Source organism: Pseudomonas trivialis, from assembly GCF_001439805.1.
Lineage (GTDB): Bacteria > Pseudomonadota > Gammaproteobacteria > Pseudomonadales > Pseudomonadaceae > Aquipseudomonas > Aquipseudomonas trivialis.
In genome coordinates, this window is sequence record NZ_JYLK01000001.1 from 389,824 (window position 1) to 407,023 (window position 17,200).

At 62.0% G+C, this 17,200-nt stretch carries 18 protein-coding genes and 1 other RNA gene; 10 read left to right on the top strand and 9 right to left on the bottom strand.

Annotated features, from left to right (window positions below):
* Positions 1-18 precede the first annotated feature (18 nt).
* Together ubiD and TU79_RS01770 are read left to right on the top strand one after the other, a co-directional pair.
* A complete protein-coding gene (ubiD, locus tag TU79_RS01765) occupies positions 19-1,485 on the top strand; it encodes a 4-hydroxy-3-polyprenylbenzoate decarboxylase (protein ID WP_015373264.1) in 1,467 nt (488 codons plus the stop codon).
* Complete coding sequence (locus tag TU79_RS01770; protein ID WP_057006421.1) at positions 1,485-2,456, top strand: CDP-6-deoxy-delta-3,4-glucoseen reductase; 972 nt, start codon at positions 1,485-1,487, stop codon at positions 2,454-2,456. The genes ubiD and TU79_RS01770 overlap by 1 nt, the downstream gene beginning before the upstream one ends.
* A 263-nt stretch (positions 2,457-2,719) precedes the next feature.
* On the opposite strand, the gene TU79_RS01775 is transcribed toward TU79_RS01770, so the two are convergent.
* The gene (locus tag TU79_RS01775) at positions 2,720-3,202 is read right to left on the bottom strand and encodes a hypothetical protein (protein ID WP_057006422.1); all 483 of its coding nucleotides are present in this window, start codon (positions 3,200-3,202) and stop codon (positions 2,720-2,722) included.
* A 221-nt stretch (positions 3,203-3,423) separates the two neighbouring features.
* Here TU79_RS01775 and TU79_RS01780 point away from each other — a divergent pair, with 221 nt between their 5' ends.
* Positions 3,424-4,077, top strand: a complete 654-nt coding sequence (locus TU79_RS01780) for a gamma-glutamylcyclotransferase (protein ID WP_003234823.1) — start codon at positions 3,424-3,426, stop codon at positions 4,075-4,077.
* Here TU79_RS01780 and glpT read toward each other — a convergent pair.
* Together glpT and TU79_RS01790 are read right to left on the bottom strand one after the other, a co-directional pair.
* On the bottom strand, positions 4,074-5,411 hold the full coding sequence (gene glpT, locus TU79_RS01785; RefSeq protein ID WP_003234821.1) for a glycerol-3-phosphate transporter: 1,338 nt from the start codon (positions 5,409-5,411) through the stop codon (positions 4,074-4,076). The genes TU79_RS01780 and glpT overlap by 4 nt on opposite strands.
* A gap of 189 nt (positions 5,412-5,600) precedes the next feature.
* Positions 5,601-6,578, bottom strand: a complete 978-nt coding sequence (locus TU79_RS01790) for an NADPH:quinone oxidoreductase family protein (protein ID WP_057006423.1) — start codon at positions 6,576-6,578, stop codon at positions 5,601-5,603.
* 150 nt (positions 6,579-6,728) lie between these two features.
* Here TU79_RS01790 and TU79_RS01795 point away from each other — a divergent pair, with 150 nt between their 5' ends.
* A complete protein-coding gene (locus TU79_RS01795; protein WP_057006424.1) occupies positions 6,729-7,136 on the top strand; it encodes a flagellar basal body-associated protein FliL in 408 nt (135 codons plus the stop codon).
* On the opposite strand, the gene TU79_RS01800 is transcribed toward TU79_RS01795, so the two are convergent.
* Positions 7,126-9,117, bottom strand: coding sequence for an acyltransferase family protein (locus TU79_RS01800; RefSeq protein ID WP_057006425.1), 1,992 nt, complete (start codon positions 9,115-9,117; stop codon positions 7,126-7,128). The two genes, TU79_RS01795 and TU79_RS01800, sit on opposite strands and share 11 nt — an antisense overlap.
* 102 nt (positions 9,118-9,219) lie before the next feature.
* Positions 9,220-9,669 (bottom strand): EVE domain-containing protein, encoded by a 450-nt coding sequence (locus TU79_RS01805; protein ID WP_057006426.1) that lies wholly within the window; start codon positions 9,667-9,669, stop codon positions 9,220-9,222.
* A gap of 194 nt (positions 9,670-9,863) precedes the next feature.
* On the opposite strand from TU79_RS01805, the gene TU79_RS26235 reads away from it, so the two are divergent.
* Entirely contained in the window at positions 9,864-10,010 is a 147-nt protein-coding gene (locus tag TU79_RS26235; RefSeq protein ID WP_163001020.1) for a hypothetical protein, read from the top strand.
* A gap of 7 nt (positions 10,011-10,017) precedes the next feature.
* Here TU79_RS26235 and TU79_RS01810 read toward each other — a convergent pair whose 3' ends face one another.
* The 4 genes from TU79_RS01810 to TU79_RS01820 all read right to left on the bottom strand — a co-directional run bounded on the left by TU79_RS01810 (position 10,018) and on the right by TU79_RS01820 (position 11,438).
* On the bottom strand, positions 10,018-10,647 hold the full coding sequence (locus TU79_RS01810) for a 5-formyltetrahydrofolate cyclo-ligase (protein ID WP_057006427.1): 630 nt from the start codon (positions 10,645-10,647) through the stop codon (positions 10,018-10,020).
* A 58-nt stretch (positions 10,648-10,705) separates the two neighbouring features.
* A non-coding RNA gene (ssrS, locus tag TU79_RS24960) (6S RNA) lies at positions 10,706-10,884 on the bottom strand.
* Between the two features lie 30 nt (positions 10,885-10,914).
* Complete coding sequence (locus tag TU79_RS01815) at positions 10,915-11,232, bottom strand: cell division protein ZapA (protein WP_003234809.1); 318 nt, start codon at positions 11,230-11,232, stop codon at positions 10,915-10,917.
* A complete protein-coding gene (locus TU79_RS01820) occupies positions 11,229-11,438 on the bottom strand; it encodes a TIGR02449 family protein (protein WP_057006428.1) in 210 nt (69 codons plus the stop codon). The genes TU79_RS01815 and TU79_RS01820 overlap by 4 nt, the downstream gene beginning before the upstream one ends.
* 138 nt (positions 11,439-11,576) lie before the next feature.
* Between TU79_RS01820 and TU79_RS01825 the strand changes: the two genes are divergently transcribed.
* From TU79_RS01825 to TU79_RS01845, 5 genes are all read left to right on the top strand, one after another.
* A complete protein-coding gene (locus tag TU79_RS01825) occupies positions 11,577-12,134 on the top strand; it encodes a YecA/YgfB family protein (protein ID WP_057006429.1) in 558 nt (185 codons plus the stop codon).
* Between the two features lie 19 nt (positions 12,135-12,153).
* Positions 12,154-13,476 carry a Xaa-Pro aminopeptidase gene (pepP, locus tag TU79_RS01830; RefSeq protein ID WP_057006430.1) on the top strand — a complete coding sequence of 441 codons (1,323 nt, stop codon included), beginning with the start codon at positions 12,154-12,156 and terminating at the stop codon, positions 13,474-13,476.
* A complete protein-coding gene (gene ubiH, locus TU79_RS01835) occupies positions 13,473-14,660 on the top strand; it encodes a 2-octaprenyl-6-methoxyphenyl hydroxylase (RefSeq protein ID WP_057006431.1) in 1,188 nt (395 codons plus the stop codon). Before pepP ends, ubiH begins: the two co-directional genes overlap by 4 nt.
* Positions 14,661-14,758: 98 nt before the next feature.
* Positions 14,759-15,976, top strand: coding sequence for a 2-octaprenyl-3-methyl-6-methoxy-1,4-benzoquinol hydroxylase (locus TU79_RS01840; protein ID WP_169793775.1), 1,218 nt, complete (start codon positions 14,759-14,761; stop codon positions 15,974-15,976).
* A 95-nt stretch (positions 15,977-16,071) separates the two neighbouring features.
* Positions 16,072-17,076: an extracellular solute-binding protein gene (locus tag TU79_RS01845; RefSeq protein ID WP_057006432.1), complete on the top strand. Its 1,005-nt coding sequence runs from the start codon at positions 16,072-16,074 to the stop codon at positions 17,074-17,076.
* The last annotated feature ends 124 nt before the right edge of the window (positions 17,077-17,200 follow it).

A 17,200-nucleotide genomic window follows, 5' to 3' on the forward strand; every position in this document is an offset into this window, starting at 1 on the left:
TTACGGGTGGCAGGGTTAATGAAATTCAAGGATCTTCGGGATTTCGTGCAGCAACTTGAGCAGCGCGGAGAGTTGAAACGCATCCAGATGCCGATTTCCCCGGTGCTGGAAATGACTGAGATTTGCGACCGCACCTTGCGCAGCAAGGGCCCGGCGCTGCTGTTCGAGAACCCGACCGGCTTTGATATCCCGGTGCTCGGCAACCTGTTCGGCACCCCCGAGCGCGTGGCTTTTGGCATGGGCGCCGAGTCGGTCAGCGAGCTGCGCGAGATCGGCAAGCTGCTGGCCTTTCTCAAGGAGCCCGAGCCGCCCAAGGGGTTGAAGGACGCCTGGTCGAAGCTGCCGATCTTTCGCAAGATCATTGCCATGGCGCCCAAGGTGGTCAAGGACGCGGTGTGCCAGGAAGTGGTCATCGAGGGCGATGACGTGGACCTGGCCATGCTCCCGGTGCAGACCTGCTGGCCCGGTGACGTCGGCCCGCTGATCACCTGGGGACTGACCGTCACCAAAGGCCCGAACAAGGATCGCCAGAACCTCGGCATTTACCGTCAGCAAGTGATCGGCCGCAACAAGGTGATCATGCGCTGGCTGAGCCACCGTGGCGGCGCCCTGGATTTTCGCGAGTGGTGCGAAAAGCATCCCGGCAAGCCGTTCCCGGTCTCCGTAGCGCTGGGCGCCGACCCCGCCACGATCCTGGGCGCCGTGACCCCGGTGCCAGACAGCCTCTCCGAATACGCGTTCGCCGGCCTGTTGCGCGGTAACCGTACCGAGCTGGTGAAATGCCGTGGCAACGATCTGCAAGTGCCGGCCACTGCCGAAATCATCCTCGAAGGGGTGATTCATCCGGGCGAAATGGCCGATGAAGGGCCCTACGGCGACCACACCGGCTACTACAACGAGGTCGACAGCTTCCCGGTGTTTACCGTGGAGCGCATCACCCATCGGATCAAGCCGATCTATCACAGCACCTACACCGGCCGCCCGCCCGATGAGCCGGCCATTCTCGGCGTGGCGCTCAACGAAGTGTTCGTGCCGATCCTGCAAAAGCAGTTCCCGGAAATCACCGATTTCTACCTGCCGCCCGAAGGCTGTTCGTACCGGATGGCCATCGTGACCATGAAGAAGTCGTACCCGGGGCATGCCAAGCGGGTAATGCTGGGTGTGTGGTCGTTTTTGCGACAGTTCATGTACACCAAGTTCGTTATCGTCACCGACGACGATATCAATGCCCGCGACTGGAATGACGTGATCTGGGCCATCACCACGCGCATGGACCCCAAGCGCGACACGGTGATGATCGATAACACGCCGATCGACTACCTTGACTTCGCCTCGCCGGTATCGGGCCTGGGCTCGAAAATGGGCCTGGATGCCACGCACAAGTGGCCGGGCGAAACCACTCGCGAGTGGGGCAGGGTGATCGTCAAGGATGAAGCCGTCACGGCACGTGTCGATGCGATCTGGAAAGAATTGGGAATAGATTGATGCGTGTAACCCTGCAACCTTCCGGCGCTGTATTGGAGCTTGTCCCTGGCGAGCGAATCCTTGAGGGCGCACGCCGTCTGGGCTACGAATGCCCGCAGGCGTGTCGCAATGGCGTGTGCCACGTGTGCGTGGCGCTGCTGGTGGAGGGGCGCGTGCAGCAAAATGGCGAGGTGCTCGACCACGGCGAGTTCTACACCTGCATCGCCGAGCCGCTGGAAGATTGCATCGTATTGTGGGATGGCGTGCTGGCGCCGGGAGAGTTGCCGTTGCGCAAGTTGGCGTGCCAATTGAGTGAGTGCGTCGAGGTCGGTGGTGATGTATGGCGCGTGCGCCTGCTGGCACCGGCCGGCAAGGCGGTGCGTTACCACGCCGGGCAGTACCTGATGATCGAGCGGGACAATGGCGAGAAAAAGTCGGCGTTTTCCCTGGCTTCGGCGCCCCATGCCGGGCGTGAGCTGGAACTGCATGTGCTGGTGCGCGAGGACAGCGCCCGCGACTTGCTCGAACAATTGCAGCGTGACCGGATGGCCCGCGTCGAGCTGCCGTTTGGCGACACACACCTGGCCGAGCTGCCGGACGGCCCGCTGGTGCTGATCGCCGCCGGCACCGGCATGGCACAGATGCACAGCCTGATCGAGCATTGCCGCGCGTCGGGCTTCAAACACCCGGTGCACCTGTACTGGGGCGTGCGTCGCCCGGAAGACTTTTACGAAATCGAACACTGGGACCAGTGGCGGCAATTGCCCAACCTGTTCCTGCACAAGGTGGTCAGTGACCTGTGCGGCTGGGAGGGGCGTTGCGGGTTGCTGCATGAAGCCGTGTGCGAAGACATCACCGACCTTACGGCGGTGCATGTGTACGCCAGCGGTTCACCGGCAATGATCTACGGCACCCTTGATGCGCTGGTCGAAGCCGGCATGGACGCCCATCAGATGCGTGCCGACGTGTTTGCCTACGCGCCACGGCCCTGATGTTATGCATTGGCGCTGTGGGAGGCTCCTAGCGCTGTCGCGCAGCAAACCGGGGCCTCTGTGGCGAGCGGGCTTGCCCCGCGTCGGGGGGCGAAGCGCCCCCAATCAAAGAAAACGCGGTGTACCTGACACTACGCAGAACATGGTTTGGGGCTGCTGCACAGCCCAGCGCGGGGCAAGCCCGCTCGCCACAGGAGTGTGGCTGCCTGAAACTTCATTTTTAAATCAATAAGTTATTTTGTGTTTGAGAAGAGCTGCTTCGCCTAGAATCGCACGCCCGTGGTCAGCATCACTGCATTGAACCCGAGCAACACGACCTCCGCCGCCACCGGCCCGTAATACGTGCCCACCGACGGGATAATCACCGGCGCCACGCCAAGCCGGTTCAGCGGGATCTTGTCGCGGTATTTGCCGCGATAGCCCTGCATCGCTCCGCCCGTGATCTTCAGGTACACCGGGTAATCCGCCATGTCGTAGCGCTGGCCCGCGTAGGCGTAGTACGAACGTTGGCCGAACGAGTTGCGAAACGTCGCCCCGCCATACACAAAACCCGAGGCCTCATTGCGTTCCAGGCCGATCAGGTTCTGTTTGTTGTTGTGGTCAGGGTCTGGCGCAAAGTGTCGGGTATACACGCTGGTCTGCGCATACCAGAAGCCTTTGTCATCTTCGGCCGGTGGCACTTCTGCGGCGAAAGCAGTGGCGGCCTGGGCCAGAAACAGCAGGCCTGGCAGTCGGATCTTTTTCATGGAGGCGACCTCGGTAGTCGGTGTGATGAGCGGACGACGGGCCGTAACGTGTGCGCCATTCTGGCGCCAGGGCACGTTACAAGGCTGAACCGGGGCTGAAAGTACTGGAAGTGCCGGGCTCAATCCTGACCAAAGGTGGGCCGTGCGCTTACAGCGTTGCGTTTTATTGCGGTAAAGTCCCTCACAACTGGTAATACACAGGAGGCGTACCGCTTTTCGCCATGACCGCCATAGAAACCGATCTTCTGCAATTGGCTTACCCTCCGCGACTCGATCTGGGGCCGCAACTCACTCACGAACAATTGATGAGCTCGATGCAGGCCACCATGGCGCGGCACAAGGGTGGGCCGGTGTGGCTGTTTGCTTACGGTTCGTTAATCTGGCGCCCTGAATGTTCGTCGACCGAACGCGTGCGGGCACGGGTGCATGGCTATCATCGCGGGCTGTACCTGTGGTCCCACGAGCACCGGGGTACGCCGGAGTTGCCGGGGCTGGTATTCGGGCTTGATCGCGGCGGTTCGTGCAGCGGGTTCGCCTATCGCTTGCCGGAAGATCAACTGGAGGCGTCACTTTACGCCTTGTGGCAGCGCGAGATGCCTTATCCCTCCTACAAGCCGCACTGGCTCAGCTGCCGTCTGGAAGATGGCAGTCAGGTTCAGGCGCTGGGATTTGTGTTGGAGCGGCACTTGCCCAGCTATGCCGGCAACCTGCCCGATATCGTGCTCAACCACGTATTGCAGAGCGCATGCGGGCGTTACGGCACCACCCGCGATTATGTCGAGCAGACCGTCAACGCCCTGCGCAGCCACGCCATGCCAGATAAAAACCTGGAGGCGCGGCTCAAGCGTTGTATCAAGGATTGCGCGGCGGATTAACGTGCCGAGCTGACACTGTTGGTGTGCCACAGCGTCGGGATCAGGAACGCAATCGCCAGCAGGCACGCGCCAATCAGAAGCACAAAGCCACCGTCCCAGCCGAAATGGTCAACGGTATAGCCCATGGCGGCACTTGCGGCCACCGAACCACCCAGGTAACCGAACAGACCAGTGAAGCCCGCAGCGGTGCCGGCGGCTTTTTTCGGCGCCAGTTCCAACGCCTGCAGGCCGATCAGCATCACCGGGCCGTAGATCAGGAAGCCGATCGATACCAGGGCGATCATGTCGACGGTCGGGTTGCCCGGCGGGTTGAGCCAGTACACCAGGGTGGCCACGGTCACCAGCGCCATGAACACAATGCCGGTCAGGCCACGGTTGCCACGGAAGATCTTGTCCGACATCCAGCCGCACAGCAGCGTGCCCGGAATACCTGCCCACTCATAGAAAAAGTAGGCCCACGACGATTTGTCGACGGTAAAGTGCTTGGCTTCCTTCAGGTATGTCGGTGCCCAGTCCAGCACGCCGTAGCGCAGCAGGTAGACGAAGACGTTGGCAAACGCGATGTACCACAGCATTTTGTTGCGCAGCACGTATTTGACGAAGATTTCCTTGGCGCTGAATTCTTCCTCGTGGCTGGCATCGTAGCCTTCCGGGTAATCGTTCTTGTATTGCTCGATGGGCGGCAGGCCTACCGATTGCGGAGTGTCCCGCATGGTGATGAAGGCAAATGCCGCCACCAGCAATGCCACGGTCGCCGGCACGTAGAAGGCCGCATGCCAGTCGTTGAACCAGGCCATGCCCAGCAGGAACAGCGGACCGATCAGGCCGCCGCCGACGTTGTGCGCCACGTTCCACACCGACACCACGCCGCCGCGTTCCTTCTGCGACCACCAGTGCACCATGGTCCGACCGCTTGGCGGCCAGCCCATGCCCTGGGCCCAGCCGTTGATGAACAGCAGGATGAACATCATGGTCACGCTGGACGTTGCCCAGGGTGCGAAACCGAAAATGAACATCACGCCCGCCGATACCAACAGGCCGAAGGGCAGGAAGTAGCGCGGGTTGGAGCGGTCGGACACCAGGCCCATGAGGAACTTGGACAAGCCGTAGGCAATCGCGATCGCCGACATCGCCAAGCCCAACTGACCACGGGTATAACCCTCGTCGATCAGGTAGGGCATGGCCAGGGAGAAGTTTTTGCGCAGCAGGTAGTAACCCGCGTAACCGATGAAAATACCGGCGAAGATCTGCCAGCGCAGTCGTCGGTAGGTACTGTCTATTTTTTCTTCAGGCAGGGGCGCCTGGTGCGCGGCAGGACGAAAGAAAGCAAACATTCAAGAGCTCCAGATTTCTTGTTTTGACTGCGGATGCGAATGTTACAGTTTCGTTACCGAAAATAGCATCGCCTCCTATTGGCAAACACAAGAAATCCGAACATGTCGCAAATGAGTAAGTGCGAGTCGTGATTGCGCGCCAGGGCCGCCACTGATCCGAATGTTGGAGGGGCTGGCCTTTGATTTTAGTCAGCGCGTCTGGACGACAACCTTGCCCACCGCCTTGCGCTGCCCCAGGTCATTGATCGCCTGGGCCGCTTGATCCAGCGGATACATTTTTGACACCAGCGGTTTCAACCGGCCTTCGCCATACCAGGTGAACAGTTGCTGAAAATTCGCCGCATTGTCCTGCGGTTGGCGCTGGGCGAACGAGCCCCAGAACACACCGACCACCGCCGCACCCTTGAGCAGTGCCAGATTCACCGGCAGTTCGGGAATGCGTCCGCTGGCAAAACCGACCACCAGCAGGCGACCGTTCCAGGCAATGGCGCGGATGGCCTGGTCAAACAGGTCGCCGCCCACCGGGTCGTAGATCACATCGGCGCCGTTGCCATCGGTCAGGCGCTTGACCTCGTCCTTGAGGCTGGCGTCGCTGTAGTTGATCAGTTCATCGGCGCCGGCCGCCTTGGCCACGGCAAGTTTATCGGCGCTGCTGACGGCGGCGATCACCCGCGCGCCCATGGCCTTGCCGATTTCCACGGCGGCCAGGCCCACGCCCCCGGAGGCGCCGAGTACCAGCAGGGTCTCGCCAGGTTGCAGGTTGGCCCGTTGCTTGAGCGCGTGCATCGAAGTGCCGTAGGTCATGCTGAAGGCGGCGGCGATGTTGAAGTCCATGCTCGGCGGGATCGGCAACACGTTGTAGCCAGGCACGGCGACCTGTTCGGCAAAGCTGCCCCAGCCGGTCAGGGCCATCACGCGGTCGCCGACTTTCAGGTGGCTGACTTTTTCGCCGACTGCGCTGACCACTCCCGCCGCTTCGCCACCCGGTGAGAACGGGAAGGGCGGTTTGAACTGGTACTTGCCCTCGATAATAAGAGTATCCGGGAAATTCACCCCGGCCGCGTGCACGTCCAGCAGCACTTCGTTCTTTTTGAACGCCGGGCTTTCGATCTCTTCCAGCACCAGGGTTTCGGCGGGGCCGAAGGCTTTGCACAGCACAGCTTTCATCGGACTATTCCTTTTGGCGTCTTGGCCGATAAGTGTAGGAGGGAACGCCCGCGGGTCAACGAGCATGCCCGGGCCTGATGAGTCGCCATAAGCTTGTGCTCTGCTTTGCTGGCGTTATGCTGCTTGGCAACCGAATGTGAGGAATGAATTGTGAAAGCGTGGATCCTGTTGATGCTGGCCCTGATCTTGCCTATGGCGGCTCAGGCCGAAGAAGCCAAGGAAGGTGAGGCGCCGAAGGTCAGTTATATCAGCCTCACCCCGCCGTTCGTGGGCAACTATGGCCTGGATGGCACGGCGAAACTCAAGGTGTTCAAAGCCGATATCGCCCTGCGTGTCACCGGTACCGAAGCGGCTGCGGCGGTCAAGGCCAATGACCCGCTGATCCGTAACCAACTGGTGGCGCTGTTTACCCAGCAGACCAGCGAAGCCATGAGCACCGTCGAAGGTAAGGAAAAACTGCGTCAGGAAGCCCTGAAGCAAACCCAGCAGGTCATGAACGATGAGACCGGCAAGCCGATGGTGGAAGACCTGTTGTTCAACAACCTGATCATTCAGTAGCCGGTGGTACCTCCCATATTTTCAGCAAGGCTGCGGTAAAAGCAGGCTCCAGTACCCTGTTGCCATGGCCACTGAGGTGATTGGAGTCGAAGAACAGCGGTTTGGCGTTGGCGTCGTAGGCCGAACAGGTGGGACCGGCGCACAACAGCGGCAACGGATCCCAGGTATGCAAGGCCGGATAACGCGTCTCCAGTTGTCGCAGCAATTGCATCTGCGGCGCGCGCAGCCGCTCAAGCTGATCGCGCTCCATCGTCAGGCCCGGCGCGCACACCGGGTTCATGCGATTGAACCAGTCCGAGCAACGATTGGGCGCGGCCTTGAACACAGGTTTGGGGGCGTCGATCAGGATATTGAGTTGTGCCGCCTGCAGGCGTTGCAATAATCGCTCTGCATCGGTCCGCGCCGCTTCCATGTTCTTGTCATTCAGCTCTTTCAGCGCTTCATCAATCATCGCTGACTCACCTTCGCGCCATGGGCGGTCGGTGAGTTCGGGCATGCGCAGGGAGGCCAGGAACACCACGTCACCCGGCTTGGCGCGGGCTTCGATCTGCTTGAGCTGGACTTCGCGCGACGGCGCGCAGCGCGCGGGGTCCGGCCCAATCAAGCTGGCCACAGCGCAACCCCCTTGTTCATATTCCACCACCGTCACCCCGAGCTTGAGCGAGATCAGCTTCAGCAAGGTACGGTAGGCTGCCGTATGCGAGTCCCCCATGACGAACAGCTGGCGTCCCTGCAGGCGCGGGTCATCAAGGGTTTCAAAGTCTTCCTGTGGATAATGTTTGTAGGCGTACCAGGTGTAACTGTCGCGGGTCTGGCTGAGTGACAGGGTCGATGCGTTCGTCGACACCCACTGTGCCCCCAGCCACAGCAGCCCGGTGACGCCCGCGACACTGGCAATCGCAGGCCATGCCTGGCGTTGCACCACGGAGCGGCCGGTGCGAATCGGCATCTCGATCCAGTGGTAGGACGCTGCTGAGAGGGCGAGTACCAGCACCGGGTAAAGCAGTTGCACCGCAAGCAGCTCGAGCCCGGTGGTCCAGCGCAGGAACACCGCGACCGGCCAATGCCACAGGTACAGCGAATACGACAGTCGGCCGAGGTAGGTCACCACTCGGTTTTGCAGCAGGCGTTGCAGCGCACCGGGTGGTTGATCGGCTTGCAGCACGATTCCGGCGAGCATCAAGAGCGCGCCCGCCACGCTGACCACCGCCCAGGGAAACGGGAATCGGCCGGGGTTGGCGAACAGCAAACCGACGAAGACCAAACCCAGACCGGCGGCCAACATGGCAGGCGCCCATCGGTTGAAGCGCGGCGCCGTGCCGATGAGTTGGAACAGCAGCGCTCCCGAAGCCAGTTCCCAAAAGCGCCCGGGCAGCAGGTAGAACGCCGACAGCGGCGCGGCGTTGACCTGATAGGCCCCGACGATCAGTGAAGCAGCGGCCATCAACGGCAGCACGGCCCACACGATCGCAACGCGTTGCCGGTAGCGTAACCAGATAAAAAACAATGCCGGGAAGATCAGGTAGAACTGCTCTTCAACCCCCAGCGACCAGGTGTGCAGGTAAGGGTTGAGTTCGGCGGTGGGGGAGAAATAGGTGTCGGTATTCCAGGCCAGCACGAAGTTGCTCAGGCCAAAGAAAGCCGCGAGACCCGTACTGTCGATCAGTTCGCTGAGCCAGAACTGCGGCGTGAACATCGCCGACAGCATGAAGCTCACAGAGAGTACCGCCAGCAACGCCGGCATGATGCGCAGCAGGCGGCGACGGTAGAAGTCTTTCAGGTACGCGCCCGTAGGCAGGTCGCGGCGTGCCCACAGGGATTGGCTGATCACATAGCCTGAGATGACGAAAAACAGGTCGACGCCGGTGAACCCGCCGGGCAGCAGGTCGAGAAAATCCAGGTGGAAAATGATCACGCTGAGCACGGCTATGGCGCGCATGCCGTCTATGGCGGGTAGGTAAGCACAAGTGGAACGCGTCACGGGATCTTCCTTCCTGGACAACGGGGTCGACGATTCTGCCAAACCCTGTTGTCCGCCGCGACTAGCCGTTCGGACAGGTATGCCTCCAGGTGTTTCGGGCGCTCAGCGCAGCGTCAGCACGGCCGCCCATTGCTCAGCCGTGACCGGCATCACCGACAAACGGCTGCCTTTTTGCACCAGCGGCAACTCGACAAGCGCGGCTTGCTGTTTCAGGTAACCCAGGCCCAGCACCTTGGGAAACGCCTGCACATGCGCCACATCAATCGCACTCCACGGATTTTTATCGGCGCTGGCCTTGGCGTCGAAGTAGTGGCTTTCAGGCTCCAGCGCGGTAGGGTCCGGGTAAGCGGCCTTGATGATTTTGCCGATGCCGGCAATGCCGGGCTCGGGGCAGCTGGAATGGTAAAAAAAGAATTCATCGCCCACGGCCATGGCCCGCAGGAAGTTGCGCGCCTGGTAATTGCGCACCCCGTCCCAGCGGGCTTCGCCGAGCTTTTTCAGGCCGTTTATGGAGAGTTCGTCGGGCTCGGATTTCATCAACCAGTAGGCCATTGTCGGATTCCTGAAAAGGGCGTTGGGCGAGCTGTCGGGCAATTCCATGACAAACCGACAGTCGGTTGGCGCCAAGGTTTGCGTGTTGGTTCACGTTACCGCAGAATGCCGGCTTTTAAGCTTGACGCAGCTGCAACGGACTACTTTGGAACGTTGTTGTCATCGTGTACGAGATGCCTGAAGGGGGGCAATCGATGCAACGTAAACCGGATTTACTATGGATTTTGGTGATTTTATTTGGTCTGGGTGTCGTGACCACCGGGTATGCGCAAAGCTTGTGGACAAACAAGACCGATGCGCCGGCCCAGCTCTCTCCCGTGCAGCAACAGTACAAGCGTTAACCCCGCTTCAAGGCGCCGCTGATTCCAGTGGCGCTCCTGCGATATACCACTGCCTGTCAGTGACGGTGCCCGCCAATGGCACATCCCAACTGGCCTGCGCCAGACGATCAACCTTCTGACATTCATGGGCCAGGCCCAGCAGCGTAGGCTTGCGCCAGTGCTTGCGGCGGGCGAGGTAGGCCAGGCTGCGGTCATAGAATCCGCCGCCCATGCCCAGGCGTCCGCCCACATCATCGAACCCCACCAGCGGCAGCAGCACCAGGTCCAGCGCCCACACCTTGCGCTGGCGGCGGGCATTCACCCGTGGCTCCAGAATGCGAAAGCGGTTGGGCCGCAATGCCTCCCCGGGACGCACGCGCTGGAACACCATCTTGGTCCGCGGCCAGGCGCTCAGCACTGGCAGGTAGGTGGCCTTGCCACGGCGCTGGGCCGCACGCAGCAGCAGACGCGGATCGATTTCACCGTCCGTCGGCAGATACAGGGAAATATGTTTGGCCCGGCGAAACAGCGGGTGCTGTGCCAGTTGCCGATACAGGCCCAAGGCGGCCTGGCGCTGCTCGCTCGGCGTGAGGGCGCGACGGGCGTTGCGCAACATGCGTCGAAGTTGCGGACGGGAAAGCGGCGCAGGTTCGGTCATGGGTTTCCGGCTCATAAAACAATGCCAGTCCGAGGACTGGCATTGAGTTTGGGAATTCAGGCTCCCCGACAGAACCGCTGTCGACTAAGCCCTTGAACCCGAAAGTTCAAGGTGGAAGAAGCAGTAGGCTTTAAGGCTTTCCGTCTAGCGGACATGCACACCAGCCCAACGTGCAACTTCCAGGGTAGTGCGAATCGGCTCCGGGACATCGCCGACTGGCAAGCACGCCAGGGAGTGGGGCGAGTATACCTTAAACAGACTCGTCAATCAGCCCTTGGCTGCGTCCGAATCGCTGGACAGCGCCAGATCGACGCGGTCGAGCAGGTCGCGCACCTGCTCGCGAGTCGAGCCGCTGGCCTGTACGTCGGGGCGTTCCTGCTTGTGCAACAGGTCGTGGGTGATGTTCAGCGCGGCCATCACGGCGATGCGGTCGGCGCCGATCACTTTGCCGCTGCTGCGGATTTCACGCATCTTGCCGTCCAGGTAGCGGGCAGCGCTCACCAGATTGTTGCGTTCTTCCTGGGGACAGATGATCGAATATTCTTTGTCGAGGATCTGCACGGTAACGCTATTGCTTGAACTCATGAGTCTTGCTCCAGGGCCTTCAGGCGCGAAATCATCGATTCGACCTTACGCCGGGCGATTTCGTTTTTTTCAATGAGGTGAGCGCGTTCCTCGCGCCAGGTCTTTTCCTGAGCTAGTAGGAGTCCGTTTTGACTCTTAAGTTGCTCGACCCGATCAATTAGCCGTTCGAGTCTGGCCATCAGCGCTTGCAGGTCGGTGTCTTCCATTGGGTTCCACTGGATTTGTCTGATGAATGGCAACTGCAGGATAAACGATCTGACGCCCTCGATAGTCTTGGTACGTCTGCCGGTGCTAGGATACAGCGCTCCATTCTAGACATTGCGCCGTCTGGCGCCTAGCTCACCATGCCTATTCAGAACTCCCCGTACGATGCCTTTTCCAAACTGCTGAGCACCAGCGGCCACCCCTGCTCGCCTGCCGAACTGCACGGCGTGCTGTTGGGCCGCAGTTGCACCGGTGTGGGCTTTGATGCCGACAACTGGCTGGCCGATGTGGCCGAGCTGCTGGAGACCGAACCCACCGATAACGTGCGCAACGCGTTGATCGGCCTGCAAGAGATGGTCAAAGGCGAACTGACCGGCGATGACGTCACCGTCGTCCTGCTGCTGCCCTCCGACGACGCACCGCTGGCCGACCGCGCCGCCGCGCTGGGCCAGTGGTGCCAGGGCTTTCTCCACGGTTTCGGCGTGAACGCCGGCGGCCTGGAGCTGAGCACCGACGCCAGGGAAGTGCTGCAGGACCTCGCCGCCATCTCCCAGGTGCAAGATGCCCTGGAAGAATCCGAAGACGGCGAAGGCGACTACATGGAGGTCATGGAGTACCTGCGCGTGGCGCCGCTGCTGCTGTTCACCGAGACCAAAAAGTCCGCTGAGCCCGCTGCACCCAAGCCGTCGTTGCACTAAAAAGGAAGCCCCTCTGCCCATGATCCATATCCCCAAAGCGGAATACACCCGGCGCCGCAAGGCGCTCATGGCGCAGATGGAACCCAACAGCATCGCGATTCTGCCGGCCGCTGCGGTGGCCATTCGTAATCGCGATGTCGAGCATGTCTACCGCCAGGACAGCGATTTCCAGTACCTGAGCGGCTTCCCTGAACCGCAGGCGGTGATCGTGCTGATGCCCGGTCGCCAGCACGGCGAGTACGTGCTGTTCTGCCGCGAGCGCAACGCCGAGCGCGAACTGTGGGACGGCCTGCGCGCCGGCACCGAGGGCGCGATCCGCGACTTTGGCGCCGACGACGCTTTCCCCATCACCGATATCGACGACATCCTGCCCGGCCTGATCGAAGGCCGCGACCGGGTGTATTCGGCCATGGGCAGCAATGCCGAGTTCGACCGCCATGTGATGGAGTGGATCAACGTGATCCGCTCCAAAGCCCACCTGGGCGCTCAGCCGCCCAAAGAGTTCGTGGCCCTGGATCATCTGTTGCACGACATGCGTCTGTACAAGTCGGCGGCAGAGCTTAAGGTGATGCGCGAGGCCGCGCGCATTTCCTGCGCGGCCCATGTGCGGGCGATGCAGGCCAGTCGCGCCGGTCTGCATGAGTTCAGCCTCGAAGCCGAGCTGGATTACGTGTTTCGTCAGGGTGGCGCGAAAATGCCGGCCTACGGCTCCATCGTTGCTGCCGGGCGCAACAGCTGCATTCTGCATTACCAGCAAAATGACGCGCTGCTCAAGGACGGTGACCTGGTGCTGATCGACGCCGGTTGCGAGATCGACTGCTACGCCAGCGACATCACGCGCACCTGGCCGGTCAACGGCAAGTTCTCGGCCGAGCAGAAGGCGATCTATGAGATCGTGCTGGCCTCCCAGGAAGCCGCCTTTGCCGAAATTGCGCCGAACAAACATTGGAACCAGGCCCACGAGGCGACCGTGCGCGTGATCACCGCCGGGCTGGTGAGCCTCGGGCTGCTGCAGGGCGATGTCGACGAGCTGATCGCCAGCGAAGCCTACCGCACGTTTTACATGCACCGCGCCGGCCACTGGCTGGGCATGGACGTGCACGATGTCGGCGAGTACCGGGTCGGTGGCGAGTGGCGTGTGCTGGAAGTAGGCATGGTGTTGACCGTGGAGCCGGGTATCTATATTTCCCCGGATAACCAGAACGTGGCAAAGAAATGGCGTGGCATTGGCGTGCGCATCGAGGACGACGTGGTAGTGACCAAGAAGGGCTGTGAAATCCTGACCGGCGGCGTGCCCAAGACCGTCGCCGAAATCGAAGCGCTGATGGCGGCTGCCCGATGAGCCGGGTCAACCTGGCGATTGTCGGCGGCGGTCTGGTGGGCGCGAGCCTGGCGCTGGCATTGCAGGCCGGCGCCAAGGCGCGGGGCTGGAAGATCATGCTGATCGAACCCTTCGCCCCGGGCGACAGCTACCAGCCAAGCTACGATGCGAGGTCCTCGGCGCTGTCATTCGGCGCGCGGCAGATCTATCAGCGGCTGGGCGTCTGGCAGGACATTGCCCGCCGCGCCGAGCCGATCAAGCAGATTCACGTGTCTGACCGTGGCCGTTTCTCCACCGCGCGCCTGTCCGCTCTGGAGGAAGGCGTGCCGGCCCTGGGCTATGTGGTGGAAAATGCCTGGCTCGGCCAATGCCTGTGGCAGAGCCTGGACAAGGACGTGGTGAGCTGGCGCTGCCCGGCGGAAGTCACGCGCATGGAGCCGTTGCCGGACGGCTATCGCCTGACCCTCAACGATGAAACGGTGCTGTCTTGCGACCTTGCGGTGCTGGCCGACGGTGGCCGTTCCAGCCTGCGTGAACAACTCGGCATCGGCGTTAAAACCCGGCCGTACAACCAGAGCGCGCTGATCGCCAATGTGACCCCGAGCGAAGCCCACAACGGCGAGGCTTTCGAGCGTTTTACCGATGACGGTCCGATGGCCTTGCTGCCGCTGCCGGATAACCGCTGCGCGCTGATCTGGACCCGTATCGGCATGGACGCCCAGCGCCTGGTCGATCTCGATGAGCGCAGTTTCCTCGGCGAGCTGCAGAGCGTGTTCGGTTACCGCCTGGGCACGTTCAAGCAAGTCGGCGCGCGTCATCTGTACCCGCTGACCCTGGTGGAGGCCGAAGAACAAGTGCGCTCGCACCTGGCGGTCCTTGGCAATGCGGCCCATAGCCTGCACCCGATTGCCGGGCAGGGCTTCAACCTGTCCCTGCGCGATGCGGATGCCCTGGCCGAAGCCCTGCTGGCCGGTCCGCAAGTGCCGGGCGACCTGGCGACCTTGCAGGCTTATCGCGACCGTCAGCGCGGCGATCAGCAACTGACCGTGGGCTTCTCCGATCAGGTGACGCGCCTGTTTGGCAGCGGTCAGCCGCTGGTGGCATTGGGCCGTAACCTCGGCCTGCTGGGCCTGGACCTGTTGCCGCCGGCCAAGCGCTGGTTCGCCCGTCAGGCCATGGGCCTGGGCACGCGCTCGGATGTGTGAGTGAATTCTTTATCGATGATGCCTGGCTTGATCAGGTGCGTCGGCAAAACCCTTTACGTGCGGCGCAGGCCGCCAGCGAGGCAGGTTTAAGCATGGACATGCGCGCAGATGTGCTGATTGTCGGGGCCGGAATGGTCGGAAGCGCCCTGGCGCTGGCGTTGCAGGGCAGTGGCCTGCAGGTGCTGCTGCTCGATGGTAGCCCGCTGAGCGTCAAACCGTTTGACCCGGACGCAGCGTTCGAGCCCCGGGTGAGTGCCTTGTCGGGTGCCAGCCAGCGCATCCTCGAACGGCTTGGCGTGTGGGATGGCATCGTGGCGCGCCGCGCCAGCCCGTATGGCGAGATGCAGGTGTGGGACGGCAGCGGCACCGGGCAGATCCACTTTTCGGCGGCCAGTGTGCACGCCGATGTACTTGGGCATATCGTTGAAAACCGCGTGGTGCAGGACGCTTTGCTGGCGCGTCTGCACGATTGCGACCTGGGCCTGCTGGCCAATGCGCGCCTGGAGCAGATGCGTCGCTCCGGCGACGAGTGGCTGCTGACCCTGGCGGATGGCCGCAAGCTGCGTACGCCGTTGGTGGTGGCCGCCGATGGCGCCAACTCCGCCGTGCGCCGCCTGACCGGCACCCCCACACGCGAATGGGATTACCTGCACAACGCCATCGTCACCAGCGTGCGCAGCAGCCAACCGCATCGGCGTACGGCGTGGCAGCGCTTCACCGATACCGGCCCGCTGGCATTTCTGCCGCTGGATCGGGACGGCCAGCAGGATTGGTGCTCGATTGTGTGGTCGACCACGCCGGCTGAGTCCGAACGCTTGATGGCGCTGGGCGATGAACACTTCTGCCGTGAGCTGGAGCGCGCGTTCGAAGGACGGCTGGGAACGGTGGTCAGCGCCGACCCGCGCGTCTGCGTGCCCTTGCGCCAGCGTCATGCCAAGCGCTATGTGGCCGAAGGCCTGGCACTGATCGGCGACGCGGCCCACGCGATTCATCCGTTGGCGGGGCAGGGCGTGAACCTGGGCCTGCTCGATGCTGCGGTGCTGGCCGAAGTGCTGCTGGCGGCGAGCGAACGTGGTGAACGCCTGGCCGAGGTGAAAGTGCTGAGCCGCTATGAACGTCGGCGCATGCCGCACAACCTGGCGTTGATGGCGGCGATGGAAGGCTTTGAGCGCCTGTTCCAGGCCGATCAGTTGCCGTTGCGCTGGTTGCGTAATGCCGGATTGAAGATGGTCAATCAGATGCCCGAAGCCAAGGCTGTGTTCGTGCGTCAGGCGTTGGGGCTGACCGGGGATCTGCCGGAGTTGGCGAAACCCTGACGTAGTCGTGCAACATCTGGTAACGCCTCCACCAAGCGTTACCAAATGTGAGTCCTTATCATTTGCCCTCTTTTTGCAAATGAGCGACCGCCCCCATGTCGGCACCCCAGCGCCTCCTGACTGCCTTGGCACTCACCCTGATCGGCTGCAGCAGCGCCCAGGCAGCCGACGAAGTCGTGGTCTACTCCTCGCGCATCGACGAACTGATCAAGCCGGTGTTCGACGCCTACACCCAAAAGACCGGTGTGCAGGTGAAGTTCATCACCGACAAGGAAGCCCCGCTGATGCAGCGCATCAAGGCCGAGGGCGAAAACGCCACCGCCGACCTGCTGCTCACCGTTGACGCTGGCAACCTCTGGCAGGCCGAGCACATGGGCATCCTGCAACCGTTCACCTCGGCGGTCATCAACAAGAACATCCCTTTGCAATATCGCTCATCCGCTCACGCCTGGACCGGCTTGAGCCTGCGCGCGCGCACCATCGCCTATTCCACCGACCGGGTGAAGCCGGGTGATCTGACCACTTACGAAGCCCTCGCCGACCCACAATGGGAAGGCCGCCTGTGTCTGCGCACGGCGAAGAAGGTCTATAACCAATCGTTGACCGCCACCCTGATCGAAACCCACGGCGCGGCCAGGACCGAGGAAATCGTCAAGGGCTGGGTCAACAACCTGTCCACCGACGTGTTCTCTGACGACATTGCGGTGCTGGAGGCGATCAACGCCGGGCAATGCGACGTGGGTATCGTCAACACCTACTACTACGGTCGCCTGCACAAGCAGAAGCCGGAGCTGGCGGTGAAGCTGTTCTGGCCGAACCAGGGCGACCGTGGTGTGCACGTCAACCTGTCGGGCATCGGCCTGACCAAACACGCGCCGCACCCGGAGGCCGCCAAGGCGCTGGTGGAGTGGATGACCACGCCTGAAGCGCAGAAGATTTTTGCCGATGTGAACCAGGAGTTCCCGGCCAACCCGGCGGTGCCGCCTTCTGCCGAAGTGGCGACCTGGGGCAAGTTCGTGGCCGATACCTTGCCGGTGGAAGTGGCGGGCAAGCGCCAGGCTGAGGCGATTCGCCTGATGGATCGCGCTGGCTGGAACTGAACGTGTAAAACGCCGCAGATCAAAATGTGGGAGGGGGCTTGCTCCCGATAGCAGTGGATCAGTGACTGATGAGCAGACTGACAACCCGCTATCGGGAGCAAGCCCCCTCCCACACTGGGTTTTG

What these genes read in the sequence shown, in the direction of transcription:
- ubiD (WP_015373264.1), top strand. Translation starts at nt 19, where the DNA reads ATGAAATTCAAGGATCTTCGGGATTTCGTGCAGCAACTTGAGCAGCGC.
- TU79_RS01770 (WP_057006421.1), top strand. Translation starts at nt 1,485, where the DNA reads ATGCGTGTAACCCTGCAACCTTCCGGCGCTGTATTGGAGCTTGTCCCT.
- TU79_RS01775 (WP_057006422.1), bottom strand. Translation starts at nt 3,202, where the DNA reads ATGAAAAAGATCCGACTGCCAGGCCTGCTGTTTCTGGCCCAGGCCGCC.
- TU79_RS01780 (WP_003234823.1), top strand. Translation starts at nt 3,424, where the DNA reads ATGACCGCCATAGAAACCGATCTTCTGCAATTGGCTTACCCTCCGCGA.
- glpT (WP_003234821.1), bottom strand. Translation starts at nt 5,411, where the DNA reads ATGTTTGCTTTCTTTCGTCCTGCCGCGCACCAGGCGCCCCTGCCTGAA.
- TU79_RS01790 (WP_057006423.1), bottom strand. Translation starts at nt 6,578, where the DNA reads ATGAAAGCTGTGCTGTGCAAAGCCTTCGGCCCCGCCGAAACCCTGGTG.
- TU79_RS01805 (WP_057006426.1), bottom strand. Translation starts at nt 9,669, where the DNA reads ATGGCCTACTGGTTGATGAAATCCGAGCCCGACGAACTCTCCATAAAC.
- TU79_RS26235 (WP_163001020.1), top strand. Translation starts at nt 9,864, where the DNA reads ATGCAACGTAAACCGGATTTACTATGGATTTTGGTGATTTTATTTGGT.
- TU79_RS01810 (WP_057006427.1), bottom strand. Translation starts at nt 10,647, where the DNA reads ATGACCGAACCTGCGCCGCTTTCCCGTCCGCAACTTCGACGCATGTTG.
- TU79_RS01815 (WP_003234809.1), bottom strand. Translation starts at nt 11,232, where the DNA reads ATGAGTTCAAGCAATAGCGTTACCGTGCAGATCCTCGACAAAGAATAT.
- TU79_RS01820 (WP_057006428.1), bottom strand. Translation starts at nt 11,438, where the DNA reads ATGGAAGACACCGACCTGCAAGCGCTGATGGCCAGACTCGAACGGCTA.
- TU79_RS01825 (WP_057006429.1), top strand. Translation starts at nt 11,577, where the DNA reads ATGCCTATTCAGAACTCCCCGTACGATGCCTTTTCCAAACTGCTGAGC.
- pepP (WP_057006430.1), top strand. Translation starts at nt 12,154, where the DNA reads ATGATCCATATCCCCAAAGCGGAATACACCCGGCGCCGCAAGGCGCTC.
- ubiH (WP_057006431.1), top strand. Translation starts at nt 13,473, where the DNA reads ATGAGCCGGGTCAACCTGGCGATTGTCGGCGGCGGTCTGGTGGGCGCG.
- TU79_RS01840 (WP_169793775.1), top strand. Translation starts at nt 14,759, where the DNA reads ATGCGCGCAGATGTGCTGATTGTCGGGGCCGGAATGGTCGGAAGCGCC.
- TU79_RS01845 (WP_057006432.1), top strand. Translation starts at nt 16,072, where the DNA reads ATGTCGGCACCCCAGCGCCTCCTGACTGCCTTGGCACTCACCCTGATC.